Annotated in this window: 23 protein-coding genes; 8 read left to right on the top strand and 15 right to left on the bottom strand. The window is 39.8% G+C overall.

All coding sequences use genetic code 11. The annotated features are described in order from the left end of the window. Positions 1–51 precede the first annotated feature (51 nt). Entirely contained in the window at positions 52–264 is a 213-nt protein-coding gene (locus V6R21_RS19250; RefSeq protein WP_334245185.1) for a hypothetical protein, read from the top strand. 7 nt (positions 265–271) lie between these two features. Here the strand turns inward: V6R21_RS19250 and V6R21_RS19255 are convergent, their stop codons facing one another. From V6R21_RS19255 to V6R21_RS19275, 5 genes are all read right to left on the bottom strand, one after another. After that, the gene (locus V6R21_RS19255; protein WP_334245186.1) at positions 272–1,495 is read right to left on the bottom strand and encodes a lycopene cyclase family protein; all 1,224 of its coding nucleotides are present in this window, start codon (positions 1,493–1,495) and stop codon (positions 272–274) included. 171 nt (positions 1,496–1,666) lie between these two features. Further along, the gene (gene fbp / locus V6R21_RS19260) at positions 1,667–2,710 is read right to left on the bottom strand and encodes a class 1 fructose-bisphosphatase (protein WP_334245187.1); all 1,044 of its coding nucleotides are present in this window, start codon (positions 2,708–2,710) and stop codon (positions 1,667–1,669) included. A gap of 243 nt (positions 2,711–2,953) precedes the next feature. After that, positions 2,954–3,304 (bottom strand): phasin family protein, encoded by a 351-nt coding sequence (locus V6R21_RS19265; RefSeq protein WP_334245188.1) that lies wholly within the window; start codon positions 3,302–3,304, stop codon positions 2,954–2,956. A gap of 299 nt (positions 3,305–3,603) precedes the next feature. Next, positions 3,604–4,512 carry an alpha/beta hydrolase gene (locus V6R21_RS19270; RefSeq protein WP_334245189.1) on the bottom strand — a complete coding sequence of 303 codons (909 nt, stop codon included), beginning with the start codon at positions 4,510–4,512 and terminating at the stop codon, positions 3,604–3,606. A 201-nt stretch (positions 4,513–4,713) separates the two neighbouring features. Beyond that, positions 4,714–6,096, bottom strand: coding sequence for a lysophospholipid acyltransferase family protein (locus V6R21_RS19275; RefSeq protein ID WP_334245190.1), 1,383 nt, complete (start codon positions 6,094–6,096; stop codon positions 4,714–4,716). A 620-nt stretch (positions 6,097–6,716) separates the two neighbouring features. Here V6R21_RS19275 and V6R21_RS19280 point away from each other — a divergent pair. Continuing rightward, positions 6,717–7,241 (top strand): DUF4442 domain-containing protein, encoded by a 525-nt coding sequence (locus tag V6R21_RS19280; protein ID WP_334245191.1) that lies wholly within the window; start codon positions 6,717–6,719, stop codon positions 7,239–7,241. Positions 7,242–7,300: 59 nt separating this feature from the next. Here the strand turns inward: V6R21_RS19280 and V6R21_RS19285 are convergent, their stop codons facing one another. From V6R21_RS19285 to V6R21_RS19295, 3 genes are read right to left on the bottom strand one after another with little or no spacing between them, the layout of a single operon-like run. Then, a complete protein-coding gene (locus V6R21_RS19285; RefSeq protein ID WP_334245192.1) occupies positions 7,301–7,762 on the bottom strand; it encodes an META domain-containing protein in 462 nt (153 codons plus the stop codon). 33 nt (positions 7,763–7,795) lie between these two features. Further along, a complete protein-coding gene (gene pssA, locus V6R21_RS19290) occupies positions 7,796–8,494 on the bottom strand; it encodes a CDP-diacylglycerol--serine O-phosphatidyltransferase (protein ID WP_334245193.1) in 699 nt (232 codons plus the stop codon). 27 nt (positions 8,495–8,521) lie between these two features. After that, positions 8,522–9,166, bottom strand: coding sequence for an MBL fold metallo-hydrolase (locus tag V6R21_RS19295; protein ID WP_334245194.1), 645 nt, complete (start codon positions 9,164–9,166; stop codon positions 8,522–8,524). Between the two features lie 155 nt (positions 9,167–9,321). Here V6R21_RS19295 and V6R21_RS19300 point away from each other — a divergent pair, with 155 nt between their 5' ends. After that, positions 9,322–10,383: an NAD(P)/FAD-dependent oxidoreductase gene (locus V6R21_RS19300; protein ID WP_334245195.1), complete on the top strand. Its 1,062-nt coding sequence runs from the start codon at positions 9,322–9,324 to the stop codon at positions 10,381–10,383. Between the two features lie 144 nt (positions 10,384–10,527). Continuing rightward, positions 10,528–11,136, top strand: a complete 609-nt coding sequence (locus V6R21_RS19305; protein ID WP_334245196.1) for a hypothetical protein — start codon at positions 10,528–10,530, stop codon at positions 11,134–11,136. Here V6R21_RS19305 and V6R21_RS19310 read toward each other — a convergent pair. The 5 genes from V6R21_RS19310 to V6R21_RS19330 all read right to left on the bottom strand — a co-directional run bounded on the left by V6R21_RS19310 (position 11,133) and on the right by V6R21_RS19330 (position 17,246). Continuing rightward, positions 11,133–11,855, bottom strand: a complete 723-nt coding sequence (locus V6R21_RS19310; RefSeq protein WP_334245197.1) for a metallophosphoesterase family protein — start codon at positions 11,853–11,855, stop codon at positions 11,133–11,135. The two genes, V6R21_RS19305 and V6R21_RS19310, sit on opposite strands and share 4 nt — an antisense overlap. Positions 11,856–12,050: 195 nt before the next feature. Next, entirely contained in the window at positions 12,051–12,875 is an 825-nt protein-coding gene (locus tag V6R21_RS19315) for an OmpA family protein (protein WP_334245198.1), read from the bottom strand. Between the two features lie 705 nt (positions 12,876–13,580). Further along, the gene (locus V6R21_RS19320; RefSeq protein WP_334245199.1) at positions 13,581–14,654 is read right to left on the bottom strand and encodes an efflux RND transporter periplasmic adaptor subunit; all 1,074 of its coding nucleotides are present in this window, start codon (positions 14,652–14,654) and stop codon (positions 13,581–13,583) included. Between the two features lie 65 nt (positions 14,655–14,719). Next, the gene (locus V6R21_RS19325) at positions 14,720–15,967 is read right to left on the bottom strand and encodes an ABC transporter permease (protein ID WP_334245200.1); all 1,248 of its coding nucleotides are present in this window, start codon (positions 15,965–15,967) and stop codon (positions 14,720–14,722) included. A gap of 31 nt (positions 15,968–15,998) precedes the next feature. Continuing rightward, positions 15,999–17,246: an ABC transporter permease gene (locus V6R21_RS19330; RefSeq protein WP_334245201.1), complete on the bottom strand. Its 1,248-nt coding sequence runs from the start codon at positions 17,244–17,246 to the stop codon at positions 15,999–16,001. Positions 17,247–17,588: 342 nt separating this feature from the next. Between V6R21_RS19330 and V6R21_RS19335 the strand changes: the two genes are divergently transcribed. The 3 genes from V6R21_RS19335 to V6R21_RS19345 all read left to right on the top strand — a co-directional run bounded on the left by V6R21_RS19335 (position 17,589) and on the right by V6R21_RS19345 (position 21,708). Beyond that, complete coding sequence (locus V6R21_RS19335) at positions 17,589–18,902, top strand: dicarboxylate/amino acid:cation symporter (RefSeq protein ID WP_334245202.1); 1,314 nt, start codon at positions 17,589–17,591, stop codon at positions 18,900–18,902. Positions 18,903–19,092: 190 nt separating this feature from the next. Then, the gene (locus tag V6R21_RS19340; RefSeq protein WP_334245203.1) at positions 19,093–20,547 is read left to right on the top strand and encodes an NAD-dependent succinate-semialdehyde dehydrogenase; all 1,455 of its coding nucleotides are present in this window, start codon (positions 19,093–19,095) and stop codon (positions 20,545–20,547) included. A gap of 141 nt (positions 20,548–20,688) precedes the next feature. Then, a complete protein-coding gene (locus V6R21_RS19345; RefSeq protein ID WP_334245204.1) occupies positions 20,689–21,708 on the top strand; it encodes a S66 peptidase family protein in 1,020 nt (339 codons plus the stop codon). 267 nt (positions 21,709–21,975) lie between these two features. Here the strand turns inward: V6R21_RS19345 and V6R21_RS19350 are convergent, their stop codons facing one another. Further along, entirely contained in the window at positions 21,976–22,143 is a 168-nt protein-coding gene (locus V6R21_RS19350) for a hypothetical protein (protein WP_334245205.1), read from the bottom strand. A gap of 68 nt (positions 22,144–22,211) precedes the next feature. After that, positions 22,212–24,626: a penicillin acylase family protein gene (locus V6R21_RS19355; protein WP_334245206.1), complete on the bottom strand. Its 2,415-nt coding sequence runs from the start codon at positions 24,624–24,626 to the stop codon at positions 22,212–22,214. 207 nt (positions 24,627–24,833) lie between these two features. Here V6R21_RS19355 and V6R21_RS19360 point away from each other — a divergent pair, with 207 nt between their 5' ends. After that, positions 24,834–25,331 carry a hypothetical protein gene (locus tag V6R21_RS19360; protein ID WP_334245207.1) on the top strand — a complete coding sequence of 166 codons (498 nt, stop codon included), beginning with the start codon at positions 24,834–24,836 and terminating at the stop codon, positions 25,329–25,331. Positions 25,332–25,353: the final 22 nt, after the last annotated feature.

The following is a 25,353-nucleotide window of genomic DNA, read 5'->3' on the forward strand; positions in this document are numbered from 1 at the left end:
CAGAAAACCAGACTGATAGCCTTGAAGAATAGTCGAATTTTCATTATCAACATGAAAGACCTAAAAGCCGCTATCATTTCCTTTCTGATTGCCTTCGGATGCCTTTTGTCATACTTGTTTCTATGCGTTTCTGACAAAAGCTGGAGTGAGGAATCAATGAGAATGACGACCAATACCTTAGGGGGAGTCATTGTAGCCATTATCAGCTGGATGGCTATCTTCTTTCACCTGAAAAAAAGGTGTGAGGATACACAAGACAATTAAAGTCAACTTACCACTTTCCTTTCTTCAATGTTCTTGTTACCAACCTTACAATTGACTTCATAAACGGAGCTGATGGGACTGATGCCATAATTTTCAGTTCTTCCCAAAAGTTCGTTTGTTCATCCAAAAACCTCAGAAGCGTTGTAATCTGATTTTCCCTAAAAAGGGTGGTGAAAATTGAGGCAATACGACCACCATCACGCTTCATAATATCTAGCATCAGTGCATCATATAACTTAAACCGTTTTGGCAGACGTCGTAGTTGACCAATACCCTGATGCCGAACCAATGCACTGACAATTAGCTTACAGTCCCGTTGTATCCTTAAAAAAGCATATCCTGTTGATGGCTTACACATCCCTCCTTTTGTACCAATATAGTAGACTGGTACACCTTGCTCCTGCTGTTTTAACGGTACATCCGTCATTGGAATCACGCCACTCTCTTTCTCTAAAATGGTAAATTCTGAAAGGTTTAAGCGCTTCGTTATGTAAGATTGCAACTGCTTCTTGTATGCGCTTTCGCCCAATAAATCAGTAGAGAAAACTGTAAACTCCACCAATGCTTCAGTTGTGGATGATGGAATTAAATAGACAAACCTAACCTCATTGTTTTGTGGAATCCTGAAGTCAAACATCTGCATCACTTCAGGGTCAAATGTTGGTGCACTTGTTTTTATTTTCCACCCTTCAAAATGCTGTAACAGTACATTATACTGATCTTTTAAGGGTTCGATCCATCCTTTACCAATAGCACTGTCAAATACTTTCCCTCCTCTAAAACAACCTGACTCAGTATGTACTAACACTGTCTCATCACCTACCGCCTTGATATCAATTACCTTTTCATTTACAATACTGACATGCTCACATTCTGCTAGCGCATTTCTAACTTTCCTGTAAAAGTCAATACTGTCTATCTTGAAATAAGAAAACTTTCCAAGGTCAAATGTCTTTTGCATTTCATCACTTAGAAAAGCTATTTTCTTCCACTTACCACTTACTTCACTTTCAAATGGAAAAGGCTTGTCAGTCCAGAAACACCATGTTTTGTCATTATCAGTTTTATCATCCGGCTCAATTATCATGATTTTTAGGTCTGAAAGCGTTTCTTCCTTGCTTATATGATAGGCTAAACTCAAGCCAGCACAACCGCCACCTACAATAATGATATCGTAATACGCTTTGGATATAATATTTTCCTGATCTAACTGATTTTGTAATGCTTGCATAAAAAATGAAAAGTGTACTTGTACTATATGGTTTTACACAATTGGAATTATTCTGCCTTTACCTGTTCTGAAAACCATTAAAACAGCAATAAGTTACAAAAAAAGAAAACCCCGGCACTATGTACCGGGGCTACTAAAACCAATTGATCTATATTTGACGGCAAGTCAATATTAGCTTGATACTTTCATTTTTTTCGTTTTTTGCGCCAGAAAGGGCTCCTCCTCTTCATTTAAAAAATCCATTGCTTTCTGAACCATTTTAGGAGAGCCTACAAAGAAAGGCGTCCTTTGGTGTAGTTCAGTAGGCTTGATATTCAATATCCTTCTAGAGCCATCAGTTGCCATACCGCCTGCCTGCTCAGCCAAAAACGATAGTGCATTACACTCATAAAGCAACCTCAGTTTTCCTTTCTGGTACTTTGAAGTGGCTGGGTAGATATAAATTCCTCCCTTCAGCATGTTTCTGTGGAAATCACCTACTAATGAGCCTATATAACGTCCTGAGTACTCCTCTTCCTTACAGTAATCAATGTAGTCTCTGACACCCTGAGGGAATGAGTAATAACCACCCTCATTGATGGAATATATATTCCCCGTGTCCTTGATCTTCATTCCAGGATGAGAAAGGAAATATTCACCTAGTGAAGGCTCATAAGTAAACCCATTGACACCATATCCGGTTGAATACACCAGCATAGTTGAGGAACCGTAAAGCACATAGCCTGCTGCTACCTGCTCAGTTCCTTCCTGTAGCATATCCTGCATTGTAGGAGGTGTTCCGATAGGTGACTTTCTGCGGTAAATGGAGAAAATTGTTCCAACAAGTACATTTACATCGATATTAGAAGAACCGTCGAGCGGGTCTATTGCTACGATGTACTTGGCATGTGGATTCCCTGTATCGATAATGTTGTCACATTCTTCGGATACAATACCACAAGTTTCTCCCCCTTTTTGTAGAGCTCTGGTAAAACGTACATCCGCTACCACATCAAGTTTTTGCTGTGATTCACCTTGTACATTTTCCTGACCTGCCGCACCTTCAATGCCCGACAAGCCAGCTCTATTGATTTCTCTGTTGATGATTTTGGAGGCTAATGCGATATCCCTAAGCAGCTGGGATAGCTCTCCTGTTGCGTAAGGAAACTGTTCCTGTTTCTGAGCAATAAAACGGTCTAGTGTTGTACCTACAGGAGCTGTGAATCTGTCAAGCATATGTTACAGAAGTAAGTAAATAGTAGTTTTCTTGATTTGTTGTGTTGTATGGTAAAACAAAAGTAAGAAGAAAATTGAAATGTCCGCAACCGATTGAGAAATATTGAAAGAATGGTTTGAAAGGAAAATATTGGGCAGAGGAACATTCTATAATTTAGTGGGGTTCAACAAAAGGGCACTAAAAAAGCCAGTGCCCATAATGGGTCACTGGCTTGCACACATCACAAAAAAGTACCAGAAAATTTAGGCTTTTGAACCTTCAGTTGCCGTTGTTTTTGCAGACGAAGACTTTGCAGTCTTTTGTCTTGCTTCTAGCGCTTCTATTCTTGCTTTGAGATCCTCAACATCTTCCGTTTTGGCATCTTTCATAGAGAATACACTTGAAAATTTCTCTGCCAATACTTTCAGTTGGGACTCAAATTCATCTTTTCTTGATTCTGTATTGCTCAGGAATTCATCTACTATCTTTTTACCTTCCTCTTCAGTTAGTTTTTCCTCAGCCACCAGTTTGTCAACAATCTCTTTTACTTTTTCAGCAGTAAAAGCTACGATTCCTACACCAGTATAAACGAATCTCTTAATTAGTTCTTCCATTTTTTTGAGTTATTTAGTTGACTGAAAATTATGTTATTAAATAGGGTTCTATTCAAATTTAAAGGTTGTAGATGGGGATGCAAATTATCCTGTTCTTATCTTAGCTCAAAGATACGAAAGGTTAGTGAATGAACAATCATTTTTATGAATATTTCTGCAATTATTTTCATCAAATCACCACAACATATCCATCATTTAACCAACCTATTACTTCCAATACCCCTTGTGTGAATCATAAATAAAAATGGCTTCACCAGCTATAGCTGGGAAGCCATACCATTCATGATGACGACCTTAAGTTACGGGTTCTTCGATGAGAAAAATGGAAATTCTGCAATTTTTTTAATAGATATTTCTGCTTCTGGGATGATTCGCCAAAACAGGTGCCACCAGTGTATTAATCCATTCCAAACCTGAAAGTCCACTTCCACTCCTGCCTTTTTTGCCGCTTCCACAAGCCTGACCGCATCAGAGTAGAGTACTTCCCCATCCGAAGCCTGAACCATCATTGGTGGAAAACCTGTAAAATCACCATACAATGGCGAAACCATAGGATTTTCTACAGGCAGTTCACCTGCGTATATGCGTCCCCACCTTTTCATCGCATTGATCCGGATAAATGGATCATACAACTCAGAAGCTTTGGCATCTTTTCCTTTTACAGCAAGGTCTACCCAAGGCGACAAACAGATACAACCGGCAGGCATCGGCAGTTTATTTTCCTTAATTGCAAAAATAGTAGACAATGCCAGTCCCCCACCCGCAGAGTCTCCAGCAATGACTATCTGATTACCATCATACCCCTGATCCAACAACCAGCAATATGCTGCAAAAGCATCTTCTATTGCAGCAGGACATGGTGCTTCTGGTATTTTGCGATAATCTACCATCAAAGCTGGTACACGTGTAAGTTTTACAATTTGCCCCACCATTGATCTATGTGTCTGGGTAGACCCTAAAGCATACCCCCCTCCATGCAAATACAGCATCATTTTATTCTGGACACGTTTCCCAACTGGTGCAATTATTTCAGCTTGCATATTTCCAATCAAAAACCTGTCAAACTTTATCCCCCAAGGACTTAACATCCAAATGGTTCCCACTTCTAATAACCCTCTTAGGTATTCAAATGTGATCACCTTATCTGAAACTACTCTTGAAGTACTGTTTAGTGAGAGACGTAAGACATTATGTATGAATGATGCCATGTGTATAGAAAAGAATGTTGCCTATTAAAAAATTGGACAGAAATATTGAGAAAACTTCAACCTCTATCTCCTATTGTTCACAAAACAATAGTGTAAAAATAACACTTCATTAATAATGAGAGTTCACAAACATTCATTAAAACAAAAAGACACTCTTAATTAGAGTGTCTTTCGAATATTTTCAAGCTATTCATACAGTCTTTAATCATCTCCCCTAAACATGGATATCAAACCAACAACTGGAGTATAAAGCAATAGTATTTCAGGGTTTTTCAGTACAGTGTCCACCACTGACAGTACAGTCACTTCTTGCTCCCCTCTGGCTTCATGTACTTCTTGCATTTTCCTGATACGGTCAGCGTCATCCTTTGGCAAAATCCCCATATTATCCATTCGATCTCTCAAGCTTGTGTACTGCCTTTCATGTTCTCTAAACAAGATTGGCCAAACAAGAGGTATAAAGTGCATAATCTTGGAAGCATTACTTAAAGTAACACGCATCAGCTCCCACAAGTCATAAGGTTTTTTTCCATACTTAGCGACAGCTGCATCCAATTCTCGTTGCATCTGTTGTTGGAGTTTATCCCTTAGCTCTTGAATTTCTTCTTCACTTACTTCTTCCAATGGTCTGTTGCCTACCAGTTCGTAAGGCTTGATTCGCTTACCTCTTACAAAAGTTAGTTTTGCTGGAAATGCAAAGTAAAACAACCAAGGCTGAAACGGAATCAGGAACAAAGCAGGTCCTATAGGAAGAAATGGAATTCCCAACTTCTGAACAAGGTCATTCAGTTTTGCAATACTATAACTGAACGGGTTGATATACTCTCCATTTACCGTTGCAAATGGGATAATATCAGTTTTGTACTTGATACTCATTCTTAAAGATGATGTAGCAAGCCTTTGAAGCTGGTACTTATTATTATACCCTTTGGCAATACCAGGCACTCCTTCTGGATAGATCATAACATTGGCACCTTTATAATGCATGGCTGCCTCAAAGTTGAGCCGCGTAGCATCAATTGCACCCAAGCGCTTCCAAAAGTTGTCAATCAAGAATGGACTCATGATATGGGTCCTTGAAAGCGCAGGTGCTGTCAGTGCTCTTGCTGACTGCGTCATATCAAAGCCTGTCTTGGCAAAAAGACCTGAAGTAAACGAAATAGCATCCCATGGAAAAGCCATTCCCGAATGGTTACTGGCATAAATTAAAGGATGGTCAGGGTTATTGCGTTTAGGCAATTCATCAAAGCCTATAAACTCTACCCTGAAATAATACTTATTGATGTAAGATAAAATCCTCTTTGTAATACTATATGCATATCCGGGGTCAAAGTCTTTATTAATCTCACTGATATTGCTGATCGCTTGTTCCTCAGAGATTGACTCCGGTTGTAACAAGACCGCATTATCAGACTGGGTTTTGGGTTTTATCTGGGGGTTCTGTTCAGTTTTGGGGTTATAATAGGGTTCACTATCAATCAGCTCAACTCCTACCTCTATTGTTTCGGGTTCTACCTCAGCAATAGCAGCCTGCATTGTCTGATTAACTGTTGAATGACTTCTTGTCTTGACTTGTTTCTCCATGGATTCTAAATAGGTTATCGTAAATAAAGGGGTCTGATTTTATTACGTCAAACCTGTCAATTGCTTTTAAATTTATAACAGATTCAAATAAGTCATTGTCCATCTTAATCAAAAATAAAAACCTAGACTGTAAAGTCTAGGTTTTTTTATAGAAAATATTTAACTCTAAAAAGATCGTGAATGAATAATCACTATTGTCTTAAAGCTATAAATATGCTAGTATTGTTGGTCACAGCATCATAAAATGCGAAATTGAACAACGCAAGCAACAATAAAATGATACTACCTGTCAACAGCCCCTTTGAAGTAGGCATGCTACCCAAAAATGAGCGATAACATTTTGCCATGATAGCCACTGAAGACACTAACAGGTATATTAGAAAGACTGCTTCGAATAGTTGCATTATTGTAATGGATTGTTTGGTTCAATGTAAATAGCTGATTATTGGGCTAGAAAAGCATCCTAGTCTATTCAATATACAAAATAATGTTATTGACAAAAGCAGAATTAAAGGTTGTTAAAACTATATTAAAATGAATTAAGAAATATTTCATTATTCCAATAAACATACATGCTTGAAAAGCTACTTTAATTCAAGCATTTCTACCAATAAAACAACATGGATAACACAACTCAAACAGCTGTCAAACTTAATGGCGCACAGCAGGCTTTCAAAAAGAAAATGATGAATGCCTTAGCATTTAATACATTTACCCTAACGCAAGTACCACTGGGATACTTGGCGGGAATGCGGATGAAAAAGCTAGAGGCAGACTCATGTGAGACAACCATGCCTTTTACATGGCTAAATAAGAACCCCTTCAAGTCAATTTATTTTGCGGCGCAAAGCATGGCTGCTGAACTTTCGACAGCAGCGATCTGTATGCTGGCGGTACAAGGGTACTCTCCATCAGTTGCATTCATTATCGTAGATCTTCAAGCTACTTTTCCTAAAAAAGCTACTGGAAAAGTCACCTTTACTTGTGTAGATGGCGATAAAATCTTTGAGGCTGTCAGAAAAGCGATTGAAACTGGCGAGGCTGCAACTGTAAAGGCAAAGACTGTTGGTAAGATGAAAGATGGAACCATTGTTTCTGAATTCTACTTCACATGGTCTTTCAAACAACGCAGCAAGAAAAAGTAATAAAAAAAGGGATTGCCTGATGTTTTGTCAGACAATCCCTTTTTTTATCCTGATGTGATCTATTTGGTAAACACCAATTTCCCACCGTCATAAGTCAAAGTCAACTTATTGTCTGTTAACTCATAGGCATTTGCTTTCTGAATAGCACCTACAAACTTATTCTCAGGCTCAGGATTCGGAGGCATCATACGTGTCATCGCAATAGGTGTCACTTTCAGGTTATGGTTATCCAGTACCTCAAACCCGCCATTGAAACTATTGAATATTTTCCCTCCGAAACGGATGTTACCCTCTTTATCTTCTACGACCTTCAGGTTTACAGGCACCTCAGGAGCCTCTTTTTCACCATTAGAACTTTCGTAATAAGCAAATTTCCAATCACCTACCATAGTTACATTATTTTCACTTTTCTGTTCGATGATTTCAGTTGTATTATCTTCAGCTACGGTCTTAGTGGTCTGTTTAGTTCCTGCACAAGCAGTCACGGCAAAAGCTGCTGCAATCCAAAAAATCTTCCTCATGTCTGTCGATCAGTTTAATTTTCATTCACTGGTTTACTTCCCTCCTGTACTTCCCGCCATATTATTTACAACAGAAAGCACAATGTATGCCGCTACTACCAATGGTACCGACAACGCTTTAAATGCTACGATCAGTATTAAAGCTGTTCCTATCAAAATGAACCTGAACTTGTTGTTTGCAAAGTTGAAATCCTTGAATTTCAGTGCCAATAACGGCAACTCCGCCACTAACAACAGGGACATTATAACAGTGACAGCTATCAGTAGCCAAAGATTATCAATGTATGGTGCATACTCTGGGTGAAAAACCTTTATCACTGGCAAAGACCCAATCAGCAAAGCATTGGTTGGAGTAGGTACCCCAATAAATGAATCACTTTGCCTTGTATCAATATTGAACTTAGCCAATCTCAGTGCAGAAAACGCCACGATCAACATACTTATCAGTGGCAAGTACGGGTCTCCTGTTACGCCTTGCATCAGCTTATACATGATCATGGCAGGCAATACACCAAAAGACACCATGTCAGCCATAGAGTCCAGCTCTTTCCCCATTGGAGAAGAAACTTTCAGCATTCTAGCAGCAAAACCATCAAAAAAATCAAATACAGCAGCAATCAGAATCATCGCTGCAGCTTCATGTAATGCTCCTTCAAAGCATTTTACAATCCCTATTCCACCTGATACAGCATTGGCACAGGTAAGGGCATTTGGAATATGTTTCTTAATCATAAAAAATCCTAGTTAGGGAGTCTCCTATTACACAGCTCTCACAAATGGGTTCATTCTTTTTTCTTCTCCAATAGTAGTCGATGGGCCGTGTCCGCAATGAACAACCGTATCTTCAGGTAACTGATACATCACCTTTCTGATACTATCCGTCAAGGTTGCCATATCTCCACCTGGCAAGTCTGTACGCCCAATACTCTGCTTGAACAACACATCCCCTCCTATTACAAATGCGCCTTCTTTATTGTAAAAAGCTAGATGTCCAGGCGAATGTCCTGGTACAAAAAGGATTTCCAACACTTCGTTTCCCAGTGTTAGCTTGCCTTCATTCGGTATAAATTCGTCAGGTTCCGTTTCTTCAAAACCCGGGATTCCCCACTTGTCTGCTGAAAGCTTACCCCAAGCCAGCACTTGCGCCTCATCTTTAGGGATATAAAGTTTTACACCAAAGTGTTCCTTTACAAACTTATTTCCGAATATATGGTCAATATGACAATGGGTATTCACTACTTTCTCTACCTTCAAGCCATTGTCACTGATAAAATTGGTCAGCTCCAAGCGTTCTCCCTCATCCATACACCCTGGATCTACAACGATACAGTTCTTGTTCTCATCGTAGAGTATGTAAGTGTTTTCGGCAAACGCTCCGAATGTGAATTTTTCTATATGAATCATTTACTCAATATTTTAGACAAAATAATCCGTTTTCCATTTTCAATAGCCACCAAAGGTACACAAAAAGCCTCGCCGATTAAACCGAGCGAATCCGCTTCAGGAGAAAAAAAAGGATTTTTCTAACAAATTTTAATGTTTAGCGTAAGTTTGCTCTTATGAACACGAAATATGACTATCTGATTGTAGGGCAAGGTATTGCCGGAACGGTTCTGGCACATACACTTATGAAAAATGGGAAAACTGTGGTCATCGCTGACAGACACAACCCCAACAGTTCTTCACGAATGGCTGGAGGGATTGTCAATCCGATCACAGGTAGAAAAATGGTCAAAACATGGCTTGCTGACCAACTCTTTGAAAAACTCCACAGCTTTTACAGTGACCTCAATGAGTCACTTGGTCAGGCGTTTTTTCACAAAATGAATCTTTTCTTTCCTTTTGAAAATCAGGAAAAGCAAACTGACTGGCTTTCAGCAAGTGCAGAAGAAAAATATGAGACTTATATCAAAGGCTTTCATCCAAATGGGTTGTACGATACCGTCAATGGGAAATTTGGCGGAATGGAAGTAACCCAGTCTGGTTATCTGGAAATCGGTCCTTTATTGGATGCCTTTGCAAAATACATGGAATCTAAAGGGGCTTTTATCAAGGAAAAGGTGAAAGCTGAAGAACTGGAAGTGACCGATACTTCTGTAAAATGGAAGGGCATTGAAGCAAATAAACTTGTATTCTGTGAAGGTGCCGAAAATGTAGAAAACCCTCTCTTTGGCGATCTGGATTTCCGTAATGTAAAAGGTGAGCTTTTACTTGTCAGGTTCAAGAATGCCCGTTTTAAGCATATCATCAACCGGAATGGATTTATCTTACCTATTGATGATGATGGAACCTGCAAGATTGGTGCTACCTATGACTATAAGGATATGTCTACCGATGCCACTGAGAAAGGCAGGATCCAACTGGTGGAAAAACTTGATGCATTGATCAATGATGAATATGAAATTTTGGATCAATGGGCAGGAATACGTCCAGCTACTTATGACAGAAGACCATTCCTAGGCACGCATGAGGAGTTTCCAAACCTAGCCATCTTTAATGGACTTGGAACCAAAGGAGTTTCATTGGCGCCATTTTTTGCTCAACACCTTTTTGAGCACCTTGAGGAAGGTAAAGTGCTGATGCCAGAAGTGGATCACAGAAGAAAAAAGAAGAAAAAGTGATTTTTAGGTCTTAAGACATTAGATTTGAGAACAAAGGCAAAATGCAACGATAAATTGTCATCTTTATTGATCATAACTTTTAGGTGCAATCTGATGTCTTAAGACTTTTAATCGAAAAGGATAATACTTTTTAGACCCGAACAAATGAAAAAGTTTTTTTGGCTACTTCTCCTAATTACTTTTGGCTGTGGTAAGCAAGAACATAAAACCAATGTAAAACAAGCTGCGCTGGATCAACCAAATTTGGCTTATTTTACTGATGGAGAAATCGCTACCTACCAGAACAAAAACTTTAGCTTTCTAGCGCAGTTTTCGAGTGATTTCAAGCCATTGGAAAATCCTGTTCCAGTTCATTCGGATGGCACTGAGTTCAGTGATGGAAAAGCACAACTTTCTGTTTGGGGCTCTCTTGGATTTATGGCAGATGAAGAGAAACTTTTTGACAACCTACACCCGTCTCTCCTTGAGTTTGTTGGAACAGATCTCGCTTCTTTTAAAAAGGCTTCCGATCTCAAAAAGCTTTACTTAAGTGACCTGCTTCTTGGTGCTGATCATGAGCGCATCACTTACAAGCTTCTGAAGGATAATTATTATGTCATCTCTGGATATGATGACAAAGGAAACATCTTTTATCAGAAGACGGTAAAACTGCTGAATCACTTTGCCAACTTCCGTATGGTTTACCCTTCTGAAAAACAGAAAAAGTATGAAAGCACAATTAACCAAATTGAAATGGCTATCAGCTATTTTTAAATATCCTCTATATTAGCTTGAATGGTAAGCTCTGAGGTATCAAGGTTAAAACAAAGCAAGTGTCCGACACCTTTGTCCATCATGGTGTAAACACACCCATTATCCAAACAGATTTTAGCTGCATTCTTTTCAATTTCCCTTTCTATTGCTGAAAGTGGCATTGGTGTATGCCCATGAATCAACTTTCTACCATTCAGTTTTTCAGCGGGTACCGTATTCCACCTAATCCAAAGCATATGATAAGTATCTTCAAAAGGGTTAGGTACTTCGAAATTGAACCCTGCATGCACCAGATAATAATCACCTAAGTCAAAGTAAAATGGCAAACTGCTCATCCACGTTTTGTAAGGTTCAAGCATCTGCATATGCTTATCAAAAAGGTTATTTGTCCTGCAAGTCTTGACATACTGCTCCAGTTCCTCAGCAGGCAACGAGAGATAATCCAACAGCATCTGTTCATGATTTCCTCGAAGCATATATAATTGATACCCTTCTTCTTTTAGATCAAGCAAAGTGTCAATTACCGCTTTTGAGTTTGGTCCACGATCTATGTAATCGCCCAATAAAAACAGCTGATCTGATTTGGTCAATTCCACACGATCTAACAGTCGGAGAAAAGTACGGATACACCCATGTATATCTGAGACCACAAGCCTTCTGCCACCTTCCGAAACAGTTGGTACCTCATAAGTAATCGGTGTATTAGAAGATAATTCCATAGGCTTAAGCTGATTGGTTAAATACATGACACAAACCATAAAAGGTGACTATCCCTTTTCATGTAATATAAAAGTAACAAATTGACAAGACTAGACAACCCATCTTCCAAACAGTATCTCCAGCATGCCAAAATAAAAGCGCCATTCCCTAAATTGGGAATGGCGCCTTGATCATCTCAATCAATATTTTTATCACTAGTTGGTTTTCACAATCGATACACGTCTGTTACGGAGTCTACCCTTTTCGGTACTGTTGTCTGCAACAGGCTTCTCTTGTCCCCAACCTTGAGTCTGCATTCTTCTAGGGTCAATCCCCTTAGCTATCAATGCCTTCTTTACAGAAATTGCCCTGTCTTCTGAAAGTTGCTTGTTTTTAGCAGGAGAACCTACATTATCGGTATGTCCTTCGATACTGATAGACATCTTAGGTGCAAAACGAAGTAACTCAACAATCTCGTTGATAGTAGAGTTAGAAGCTGGAGACAGGTCTGCACTACCTGTTGAGAAAATAATATACAGGTCAAGCTGACCTTTCGTATTCAACAGTGCCAACATTTCTTTCGCTCTGGTAGCTTCCTGCATTTCCTCTTTCAGGATAACAGATACAGCATAAGATTTTCCTTCATCATATGCTTCAATCACACAGTAATATTCTTTCCCATTAGACTTAACCTGAAACGTAGCATGAGAATTACCCTTAAAGATAGGGCGTCCTCTCATCGAACGAATACGGTCATAATAGGCTGTCAGAATTTGTTGTGGGTTTGGATGGCGGCTCGTGGATCCTTCTTTGAACTTGTAAGAAGCATACACTTTATCTCCTGCCACAGTAACGTTTTCCACATCACTCATTGGAAACTCAAGTTTATCAAACCCGTTCTCAGCATGTACCTGCTCATAGAATCTCAAATTCATCAAAAAAGGGTTCTGACTAAGTTGAGCCTTAGCTTCAAGTCCGACACCTGCCAATAGAATGGTAATCGTCCAGATCAACAGGTGATACTTGTGTTTTATTCTCATAAAAAAATCACTTTTTAACTGGTGTTTTTTTGCTTGTTTCGCTATCGTACGTTTGCTTTTACAATGAGTACGCTCTTCGATTTATTCAAGTTTCAATACCCTCCTAACGCTATAAAAGCCTTAATATTTCACCTAAAAATCTTCAAAAGATAATAAAATTATTACAAGAATAGTGATTATAGACCTGAAAAATACAATTGGGATGTTGAGATCATGAATAGCTTTAGAAGAGAACGTCATCCCTAGAATGATCCAAATGTCATGTTGGGGCAGTTTTTACTATAGAAACAAAAAAAGCCCCAACATGGAGCTTCTTTTGCATTTACCCAAAAACTAATTACATCTAGTATTTACTTTTCAATATTTATACAGCAGGCGAATGAATCCCCCTACTTTGCTTCTATTTTCTTATCAAATATTCACACAAGTAATTGCCATTTTGAATACAAAATAAAAAAGCCTCGGAAACCGAGGCTTTTTTACAAGTAACCCAAAAACTAACTATTTCTCATTCTACTTTTTGCTATGAACTAATGCTTTCTTAGCTGCTTTCTAATACTAATACAACCCACTTTTAGAGTACCCCACCCTTTTTTTCAAACCTTAATACTTGTTTGAATTCAATAAATATTATTTATAAAAAAAGCTGCATTTGCCTTCTAGACAAATGCAGCTTTGGAATGAAAATAAGTAGCTATCTTCTAATTACAACTTTTTAATTTCATCGTCTTTCGTAATTCCTGAAAGAACCTCGATATTAATACCATCAGAAAGACCTGTTTTCAGCAAACGCTTCTCAAACTTGTCCTCTCCTATTTTCACCTCAACAAAAGTAGAATCGTTATTGAAAGTAACATTACTTTCCTCCACTGTCAGTACGTTCAGGCGTTTATCCAATACGATATCTGCATTGGCGCTATAACCAGCACGTAAGAAAACACTGTCGATCAACGCTACATTTGCTTTCACATCAAACTTGATAGCTCCTTCTTCCGTGATACCTTTTGGTGAAATGTAATTCAGGTTAGCATTGAACTCCACACCATCAATAGCACCAACCTTCAGTTTTAGTGGCATTCCTTTCTGAAGCTTACCCACCTCAGACTCATCCACTTTACCTTCGAAGATCATCTCACCCATATCTGCAATAGTGGCGATTGTACTACCCTCGTTAAAGTTATTACTCATAATCACCTGGCTACCTTCTTTAAATGGCGTATCCAATACCATTCCGTCAACTGTTGAGCGAACAAGTGTAGTAGATGCTCCTGCATCGCTTGCTGTACCTTCCTTGATAATCTTCAGGTTCTCTTTGCCACTTTCCACATTTTCTTTCGCCAGATCAAATTCACGTTTGAAAGTCTGGAATTCCTGACTTGAGATCACCCCTTGCTCATAAAGTCTCTGCTGACGTTTCAGTTCCTTGTCTGCATTCTCCAATGTGATCTTAGCTCTTCTTAACTGAGACTCCGCATTACTTAAGCTAGACATGTCTGGAATTACCTGAATTTTGGCAAGCAACTGTCCTTTTTTCACTTTTTGACCTGGCTCGATATATAGTTTATCCAAAATACCCGAAACCTGAGGCTTGATCGTGATTTCTTTCTTTGGCATAATAGAGCCTGTTGCGACTGTCTTCTTGAATACATCGCTCATTTCAGGCTTTACTGTTGCATACTTTTCTGTCGGCTCATCATTATTTTTATAGAAATAATACCCCATACCAACGGCACTACCAACCACTGCTACAATTGCCAATATTGTTAAGACTTGTTTCATGACTATACTAGAATTAATTTGACTGTGTATTTATACGATTTTAGTTTTCAATTTTGAAATTAGCATTACTCATCTCTCAATGCTTCTACAGGGCTAACAGCAGCTGCCTTAATAGCAGGAAGAATCCCTGCAAACATTCCTGAAACAACCAAAAATGCTAAAGCACTAAGGGCGACACTACCATCTATGGAAGGAGATGCGAACATGCTTACGCCTCCTGCCACTTCATCTACCAGATAACGGATACCATCCACTACCATAATCCCAAAAAACAACCCTACATACCCTGACATTGCTGTGATAAAAACAGACTCCTGTATAATCAGGGAGATGATAGAAAAAGGAGTTGCTCCCAATGCCTTTCTCAGTCCAATTTCTTTGGTACGTTCCTTCACCACAATCAGCATGATGTTACTCACGCCAATCACTCCAGCGAGAATGGTAAATACTCCCACAATCCAGATAAGACCATTAATACCTAAAAACATACCCTGTATTTTGGCAAACTCTTCCTCCATGTTCCAAGAACCGATAGCATTCTTATCTTCAGGACTCACTTTATGTATTTTCCTCAATTCTTCCTTTACTGCTTTCTCTACATCTGACACCGCCACATCTGGCAAAGCTGTAAAGGTAAAGTAGTCAATGCGCTCGTTGTTCGTCAGCGCCTGTTGCATGGTTGGGAGTGGTATATACAGGTTCTTTTCCTGTTCCAAAGCCCATTCGTCATTTCTTTTTGACTGGAAAATCCCGACAACCTTGAAAAACACACCTTTGATCTTCACGAAATCGCCAATGGCTTCTTCTTCCTCATCAAAAAGCAACTGCTTGGCTCTCCTGCCAATCACCACTACTTTCCGCTTTTCCTTGATATCCAGTTCATTCAAAAAACGACCTTTCGATACATTTTTAGGGTCGATCTTCTGAAGATCCGGAACATCTCCCCTAATCTGAAGTGACTCACTTTTGTTGCTTCTTGATACTAGAAAAGATCGGTTGGAATGTGGCGCCAAAAGGTCTATTCCTTTCACTTTATTCCTTATGATTTCCATATCACGGTAGGTAAAACTTACATACCGTCCAGCCTGTAGCCCCGCATATGGCATACTGGTTCTTCGTCCCCAAACTTCTCCACTGTTGGTTGCATAGTCCCCGAAGCCCCGTAGTATACCATGTTCCAGTCCACTACCAGCCCCAAGCATAAAAACCAACATATAAAGTCCCCAAGCCACACTCATTGCGGTCAGAAACGTCCGTAATTTATTTTTACTGATCGTAGCAAGTATTTCCTGCCACTTATCTATATCAAACATATACTTTCAGGTTTTTGAGTTATGAAATGAATCATTCAGCACGCATCGCTACTACTGGATTCACTTTGGCAGCCCTGACTGATGGAATCAGTCCTGCAATCGCGCCAAAAGCAACCAGAATCAAGGTAGCTGCGACAATTACACCGAAAGGCACTTCCGGATGTCGGAAAAAGCCCGTATCAATTTCATTCTTATCAATGATGTAATTGAAAAGCTGCAAGACACTCAAACCTGCCAATAAGCCTATATATCCTGCGACACCTGTAATGACAACAGATTCCTGTAAAATCAAGCTGACAATAGACCAAGGAGTAGCTCCCAACGCTTTGCGAACCCCGATTTCTCTCGTACGCTCCTTTACAATAATCATCATGATATTACTCACACCAATGATCCCTGAAAAGATAGACCCCAGCGCCACCAGCCAAACAAATGCCTTGATTCCTGTAAAGAGATTCTGAAACTTCTGGAAATTCTCCACATTATTCCTGATCCATACTGCTCGGTCATCGGTTCTGTCAAAACTGTGTCTGGCGGCAAGCTTTTCCCTCAGTTTTCTTTCCACTTCAGCCGCTTCCGCTACAGATGCATCCCCCAATGTGAACATCATTTGGTTAATGTTCTTTTTACCGCCATTGAATGCCAGTTGTGCAGTAGTAACAGGTAAGTATATGATTTCCATCTCACGCTCACCCCCAGTGTCTTCATACACCCCGACTACCTTAAACACTACTCCTTTGATAATGATATTCTCCCCGACAGCATTTTCTTCCTTAAACAGTCGCTCCTTCACGGTCTTGCCAATGATAGCGACTTTACGTTTTTCCTTGATGTCAATATCATTCAGGTATCGACCATCAGTCACTATGGAATTTTCAAGAAATTGATGACCGGGATGGACACACCGTACAGAAAATGCCGATGTTTCCTGTTTATAAACTACCGTAAACTCCCCGCCCAGATAAAACCGGGCTGAAGTATGTTCAGCCAGTTCAAAGTCTTCTTTCAAACCATCGTGATCAACATTGGTAAGCTGAATTGGTCGATTGATAGGCAACCCCTTAAAAGGCTTACTCGCCCTACCGGGCCACACCCAGATACTGTTTACAGCATCATCGCGCATCTCGTGTTCTGCGCCATTTTGCAGAGCATTACCTGCTCCCAACAGGATTACAAGCATAAAAATCCCCCAGCCAACCCCAAATGCTGTCAGAGCAGTTCGCAGTTTATGCCGGCGGATTGTTTCATAGATCTCCTGCCATTTGTCGAAATCAAACATGATAAGTTGTTAGCATTAATTTGACACAAAAAAATTGTTTTAGTTGTAGTTATTGACTCCTGCCTTCCGTAATTGGCAACAGAACAGGAGTAATTATCTTCACACTCAGTTTTCTATAAAAGAGTAGATATGAAAATAATATTTGGTCTTGACAATTTACAAATATTTATCACTATTGCACATAAAAAATAATCACCCACAAAATTCTGTACAATGAAATATTAGGATACTTAAACGGCATCACGATCCCTATAGAATTTTATGTTAATCCATCAGAATTTGTATTTTGCGTGATTGTTAAATACGTATCGCATATTCAGAACATATACAACACTAGACTAAATGAAGAAACTTGCTCTGCACTGGAAGATTATTATCGGGATGGTTCTTGGCGTAGTCTTGGGCTTGATACTCAGCTCTGCGGGACTTAACCAATTCACCTCAGATTGGATAAAACCATTCGGTACTATTTTCATCCGCCTACTAAAACTAATTGCTGTTCCGCTGGTGCTGGTATCACTGATCAATGGTATCACTTCCATGACAGATATTTCAAAACTCTCTAAGATGGGTTCCCGAACAATCGGTATCTACATCTTGACTACCTTTATTGCAGTATCAATAGGCTTGGTACTTGTTAATATCTTCAAGCCTGGCAGCGGTTTTTCTCCAGAAACGCGTCAGATGTTTGCCGAGAAGTTTGGTAGTGATACCGCTACCCGACTGGCAACAGCAGAAAGTGTAAGTAAACAAGGTCCATTACAGCCTCTGCTGGACATGATCCCTTCCAACATATTTGAATCTGCTGGAGATAATGGCGCAATGCTACAAGTAATTTTCTTCGCCATCATTTTCGGTATTTCAATGGTAATGATAGACCAGAAAAAAGTGGCACCAGTCAAAGCTTTTTTCCAAGGTGTGGATGCCGTTATACTTCAGATGGTAAACCTGATTATGGAATTTGCTCCATACGGTGTATTTGCACTACTAGCCTCACTTATTGCTGACTTTGCAGGTGACGACCCTGCAAGTGCTATCGACTTGCTAGGTGTTCTTGCCAAATACTCATTGGTAGTAGTACTAGGCTTGGCAATTATGGCATTTGGTGTTTATCCGCTGATGCTTAAGCTAATTGGACGATATGATGTCGGTAAGTTCCTTAAAGGAATTTTCCCTGCTCAAATGATGGCATTCTCTACAAGTTCAAGTGCTGCTACACTTCCTGTTACGATGAAACAGGTAGAAAACGAACTGGGTGTACATGAAGATACAGCTAGTTTTGTACTTCCAATGGGGGCTACTATCAATATGGATGGTACAAGCTTATACCAAGGTGTTGCTGCTGTATTCATTGCACAGGTTTATGGCATTGACCTGACAATCATGCAACAGTTGGGTATCGTAATGACAGCTACATTGGCATCTATTGGTGCTGCAGCTGTACCGGGTGCTGGTATTGTAATGCTGATCATTGTATTGGAACAAGCAGGTCTTCCTGTAGAAGGAATTGCTTTGATCATGGCTCCTGACAGAATCCTAGATATGTGTCGTACAGTGGTCAATGTAACAGGTGATGCCTCTGTATGTGTCATGGTTGAGCAAATGACTGGTCATCCTAACGAAGAACAAGCAGCTACTATAGCACAGAAAGTCTAAGGACTTTCCCATATGAAATTATCAAAGCCCATCTGTCAAGCTGATTTGACAGGTGGGCTTTTTTATTTCAGATTACCCAAGATACACACAGGCTTATTTTACCTCAGGAATGGTTGTAGATTGCTGCGAAGTTCAGTTACTTCATATTTGAAGTAAAAACTATTTTCAAATCAGCTTAATATCAACATTGATGCAAGACTTAAATAATCCAAAGCTGTTCAAGCAACAAGCATTTATTGATGGTCAGTGGGTAGGGGCGAATGACAACAAAACATTTTCTGTTAGAAACCCTTTTGATGAAAGTGTAATAGCCGAACTGCCTGACATGGGAAAAGCAGAAACCCAAAAAGCCATTGAAGCAGCTCACGATGCATTTCCGGCATGGAAAGACAAAACTGCAGCTGAACGTTCTGCTATCCTCCGAAAATGGTTTGACCTCCAAATGGAATATGTTGATGATCTAGGTAAAATTCTAACTACTGAACAGGGAAAACCACTTGAAGAAGCCAAAGGAGAAATCCGATATGGGGCGTCTTTTGTTGAGTGGTTTGCAGAAGAAGCCAAACGAATTTACGGGGATGTAATTCCTGGTCATGCGGCAGATAAAAGAATTGTTGTAATCAAGCAACCCATTGGCGTGGTTGGTGCCATCACCCCTTGGAATTTCCCAAATGCCATGATTACCCGTAAGATTGCTCCTGCATTGGCCGCTGGTTGTCCTGTAGTAGTAAAGCCAAGTAAAGATACTCCCCTATCTGCATTAGCATTGGCTGAACTTGCCGAACAGGCAGGCTTTCCAAAAGGTGTTTTTAATGTCATTACATCCAGCAACTCTAAAGTGATTGGAGAAGAAATCACGACCAACCCTCTTGTCAAGAAAGTCTCCTTTACAGGCTCTACAGAAGTTGGTAAAATCCTGATGAAACAGGCTTCAGGAACAGTAAAAAAAGTATCATTGGAGTTGGGTGGAAACGCTCCTTTTATTGTCTTTGATGATGCTGATCTAGATGCTGCTGTTGAAGGAGCCATTGCATCCAAATACAGAAATGCAGGACAAACTTGTGTCTGTGCCAATAGGTTATATGCTCAGGAAGGCATTTATGACCAATTTGTAGAGAAATTGGCAGAGGCTGTCCGTAACCTGAAAGTAGGTAACGGAATGGAAAAAAAAGTCAATATTGGCCCTCTGATCAATCAGGATGCACTGGACAAGGTTGAGGACTTTGTAGATGATGCTAAACAAAAAGGTGCAAAAGTGATTACTGGTGGAAATAAGCACAAACTTGGTGGCACGTTCTATGAGCCTACTGTGCTTTCTGAAGCCAACGAAAAAATGAAACTGACCCATGAAGAGATATTTGGACCAGTTGCACCAGTCTACCGTTTCAAAACCGATGAAGAAGCGATAAAAGTAGCAAATGACACTCCATTTGGACTTGCCTCATACTTTTATGGAAGAGATATCAGCAGAATCTGGAATGTAGCGGAGGGACTGGAATACGGCATGGTAGGTATTAACACAGGCATGATTTCAACAGCTGTAGCTCCTTTCGGTGGTATCAAGGAAAGTGGTATGGGCAGAGAAGGCTCCAAGTATGGCATTGAGGATTATATTGTGATCAAATACTTGTGCTTTGGAATCTAACTTTTAGCACCAGAAGCAATTGTTTGTTAAAGAAGGTTTTCAGACATCCTCTGAAGACCTTTTTCTTTTCCTTATCAATGCAAAATCAATAACTTGTATAGATATGCCAAAATAAACTACCCTCTCAACTTTCACACTCCAATGCATAGAAGATCTTTCCTCAAATCCACTTCTATATTATTAGCCAGTTCTTTCTTACCCATTCCTTCAGTACTTGGCAATGATAATACCTCCCTGATAAAACCAGCTTCTTTGGCTTCAGGTGATAAAGTGGCTGTGATGGCACCTGCTGGAGCCGTTTTCAACACACGTTATATCTCAAGAATCAGGCAAGCCTTAGATAGCTTAGGTATGGAGGTTGTTTTGGGAGACAGTGTTTACAGTAAGTATGGCTATTTGGCAGGTACAGATCGGCAAAGGGCAGAAGAATTCAATCGGTTTATAGCTGACAGCAGCGTTAAAGCCATTATCGCAATGCGGGGAGGATGGGGTTGTTCCAGAATGTTACCATTGATCAATTATGAATTGGTCAAACAAAACCCAAAAATCGTGATGGGACTAAGTGACATCACCTCTCTTCTGCTTGGACTGTACACAAAAGCGAACCTAGTTACTTTTCATGGATTGGTCGGTTATGCCAGCTGGAATGATTTCTCTGTGGGGCACTTCAAGAAAGTAGTGATGGAAAATAAGGCCTACAGCATGGTCAATGACGACAATACCCAAAGAAGTGCCTATACCATAGTTGGAGGAAAAGCCGAAGGAATATTGGCAGGAGGAAATCTCACTGTACTCTCAACCATGTTAGGCTCTGAGTATGTGCCTAACTGGTCAGGAAAAATCCTTTTTCTGGAAGACCTCAATGAAGAACCTTACAGTATTGACAGGATGTTGACACACCTCAAAATTGCAGGTGTACTTGACCAGATCAATGGATTAATTTTTGGCAATTGCAAAAGATGTTACTCTTCAGACCCAAAAGCCTCATTTACCATAAAACAATTACTCAAACAGCATATAGAGCCATTGGGAATCCCTGCCTACTACGGTTCTAACATTGGTCACATCTCCAATAAATTCACTGTTCCCATTGGCGTAAAAGCTAGTATTGATGCAGACAATAAGGTCATTACCTTATTGGACTCTGCCATGAGACCTTGAGCGAATCATGATGTCCTGTTTATATTAAACAGCTTATATAAACTCCCCAACAACAGGAATACTATTAAGCATAGAGTAATTATAAATCCCTTATGAATGATGGCTAAATCGATACCTCTCTCCAATTCACCAATCGTTGCAAATACTTTATAATATGTAAAAGCTAGCGCCATAACTATCATCCCACTTAACACGGTGATCATAATATTAAGCCATTTACTTTTGACTCTTAACAAGAACGATAATATCAGTACCATTAGTAAAACATTAAAGTAATGCTACCATCTTGGGGGTAGACAGGAAAGTGTCATGTAGTTGGATCTCAAATGTTCCTCCTACAAAAAGTCTTTCTCCAAATAGTGAAAAACCTAACAATATTGTAATAACAATAGCTCCAATCAGCCAATATATTTCCTTCAAGAAACGTTTTTTCATCTTGCCTACTTTATCAATTGAAAACCCCACCCTTTTAACAAGGTGAGGTTTTTCTTTTATTACTTTAATCAGTTTACAGGTTTAAGTAATAATCTACCTTCCTGATGAGTTTCAATGTCTTTTCTGTTCATCCATTGCGTTTTGAACATACCAACATTATACATCTCAGCCTGATCATCATAATGCTTACTCATAAAGTGTCCAGCTTGTCCAGTAGGCAAAATACTGTTTCCATTCTCAATATCTGACAGGTCAATTACAACTCTCATGGCTGGCCCGCCAGTTTTGTGATACTGCCCATCCAGTGGCAGCTTAAAATAAGAGTTGTCTATCACTTCCCATCCGCCTCTTACTTTCATCGGACCTACATTCAGCAGTTTGTCCAGTGGCTTTACTTTTCCTAGGGGGTGTTGATGCTCCAATGTATGAACATTGCCCCATTGCCAAGCTGAAATATCACTTCCCAATTCCTGTTGCAAATCAATTACACTTTGATTGAATGATTTGACAAAAATAGCCGTCCTTGTTTCTGTTACACCATCTGTAGAAAGGTCATCCCACCATACAGAATTCTCTTTAAACATCAATGTATTCAGTGTACGGTACATCAAATGTGTGTGATGCAGGTTACCGTACATCTCCTCTCCCATTTCATCCATCATCGCATTTGATAATGTCCTAGCCAACATCTTGTAAAAAACCACAGGTCCTACTTGTGGTGTCTTATGTCCTCCATCCCAATTTTTTAGTACTTCCAACACTTTTGCAGAAAACGGATCAGTAGCCACCGCTTCACTTTCAAGTACCGCTACCATCTCGTTGGCTAAGGTTTTCAATTGAGCAGATTTCACATCACTGACCATTTCTTGTACCATTTCAGGAGACCATTTCTCATTTTCTTCAAGCAGTGATACAATCCTGTCTGCACGGTTTTCGGGGGCATAATAGCCCGGATACAAAACACCATCTACAGAATCAGGTTGGTTATTTGCAGAATAAATATAACCTGAAGGAGGATTTTCAGACTGCGGATTCTGACTGAACTTATGGAAACCTAAATAGTCATCTGCTTTTATGCTTCCATCCAATATTCTTTTAGAATGAACACTGTCATTTCTGTGGAGGATTTTTGCAGCTGCCCACCAAGCAATATTACCATCTCGATCGGCATACATAATATTCAAGCCTGGAGCATGAATCATGGAAGCCGCTTTACGTGCATCATCAATATGTTCTGTATGGGCCAAGCTATATACCGCTTTAATAAGTTTACCTGGAGCGTGCAGATATGTCCAGTAAAGGGACATCGGATACGAATCCGCTACGCCTACGTCATACATCAGGGCATCATTCATAATAGGTCCGTGACGTGTCTCTTTGACTTCAATGGTAACAGGCTCTTCCTGTCCTTTGACATAAATTTCTTCCTTGCGTAATTGAATTGCCTCGTAGCCTCCCTCATACAGCACTTCGTCAGGATTGTTCGGATTTACCTTTTCGGCGAAAAAGTCCATATCGTCATTCTCAAACATGGTCATTCCCCATACCGCAAACCTATTATGACCAACAACAACCATCGGTGCACCAGCCAAATGTTTACCATACACACTTAAGCCAGGAGCTTCCAAATGTGCCTCATACCATACTGCGGGTTGGGTATGTCCCATATGCGTATCATTGGCAAAAATCGGGAAACCTGTTGTTGACTTCTCTGCACTTATAATCCAACTGTTACTCCCTATCAGTAAAGGAACTGGAGACAACTTATCTACCATTGCCATAGTTTTACCCATACCTGCCAAGACATCTGTTGTCGAAGGATGAACCGGAATTTTTTGGGTATTAGGAGTGTAATCAATCGAAAGATCTTTCAGGTAAGCATCACCATATTGCTGAGCTATTTGCTCCAAATAAGGGTCAATTCGCACACCGTAGCCAAAGCTGAATGACATATAACCAGCAATCAGGCCGGTATCTTTTAGGTCAAATGGCTGCTTGGGGATTCCTAATAATGTAAATTCAGGAGGTGTAGTACCCAACTCAATAAACTGATTTACACCTGACAAATATGCTTTACAAGCATTGTAATAAGGCTCTCCTTTATCTACCTCCATATCAGCGACAATCTTTTCTGCTGCTTTATTTAATCCAATTGTCCTGAAGTACTTATCAATTGGAAGCAAATCACTCCCCAGTACTTCAGCCAACTTACCCGCAGCTAACCGCCTCATCATTTCCATCTGAAAAAGCCTGTCTTGGGCATGTACATAACCCAAAGCGAAATAGGCATCTTCCTCACTCTTTGCATAGATATGTGGTACGCCATATTCATCGTAAAGGACTTCTACATCACCATTCAAACCTTTCAGAGTCACCTCTCCATTATACTGAGGTAGTGAACTGGACAGAAAAACATAGATTCCGCTTGCTCCAGCGAGTAATATTACGACCAGTATTGTCAGAATTAGTTTCAGCTTTTTCATATATAGATTCTTGCAGTAAAAAGTAAAAATTCACAACTCAACACCCCAAAAAAGGGTTATAAAGTTAAAGGCTGGTTTGCGAATGTTTTTTAATAATCAAGGCGCTCTAATTGTGTGCAAGGCTTTTCTTTACACACTTTCAAATCAGACTTATATATTCAATATAAAAATAATACTATTCCATGATAAGATTGACCGTATTATAAAATGAATTTTCTACCAAAAGACGACATAACGCTTGTACTCCCATTCTCAGCAGCAGAAGCTAAAAGCAGGTTGGAAGAAGCCACACTTCCTCCTGGGTATAAACCTGAGCATGGCTTTGAGAACTTCTTTCAGTTTAATGGAATAATAAAGAAAGACACCTTTACTTTTTCCAGAAGGATCAGAACAGCCCAAAACTTTCTCCCTGTTGTAACGGGTGAAATCGAATGCAGCAACCCTGGCTCGTTGGTATTTGTTCATTTCAGAATGTTTGAAAGCACCAAACTCTACCTGTACCTCGGAACACTGATTTGTTTAACCTTATTGGTATTATTCGTTTTCGTGAAGCCTAATATAGTTTATGCCTCCATTTGCTTAATGATGTTGGTGTTAAATTACCTCACCACCTTACTCAGCTTTCATCGGCAAGTGAAAATCACCCAACAAGTGATTGAAGAAATTCTGTTCTCTACCCGTCATCGGGAAAGACTGAAAGAATAAGTAAAGCCGTTCTCTTATCCGG

The sequence above is a fragment of the Limibacter armeniacum genome (assembly GCF_036880985.1).
GTDB lineage: Bacteria > Bacteroidota > Bacteroidia > Cytophagales > Flammeovirgaceae > Limibacter > Limibacter armeniacum.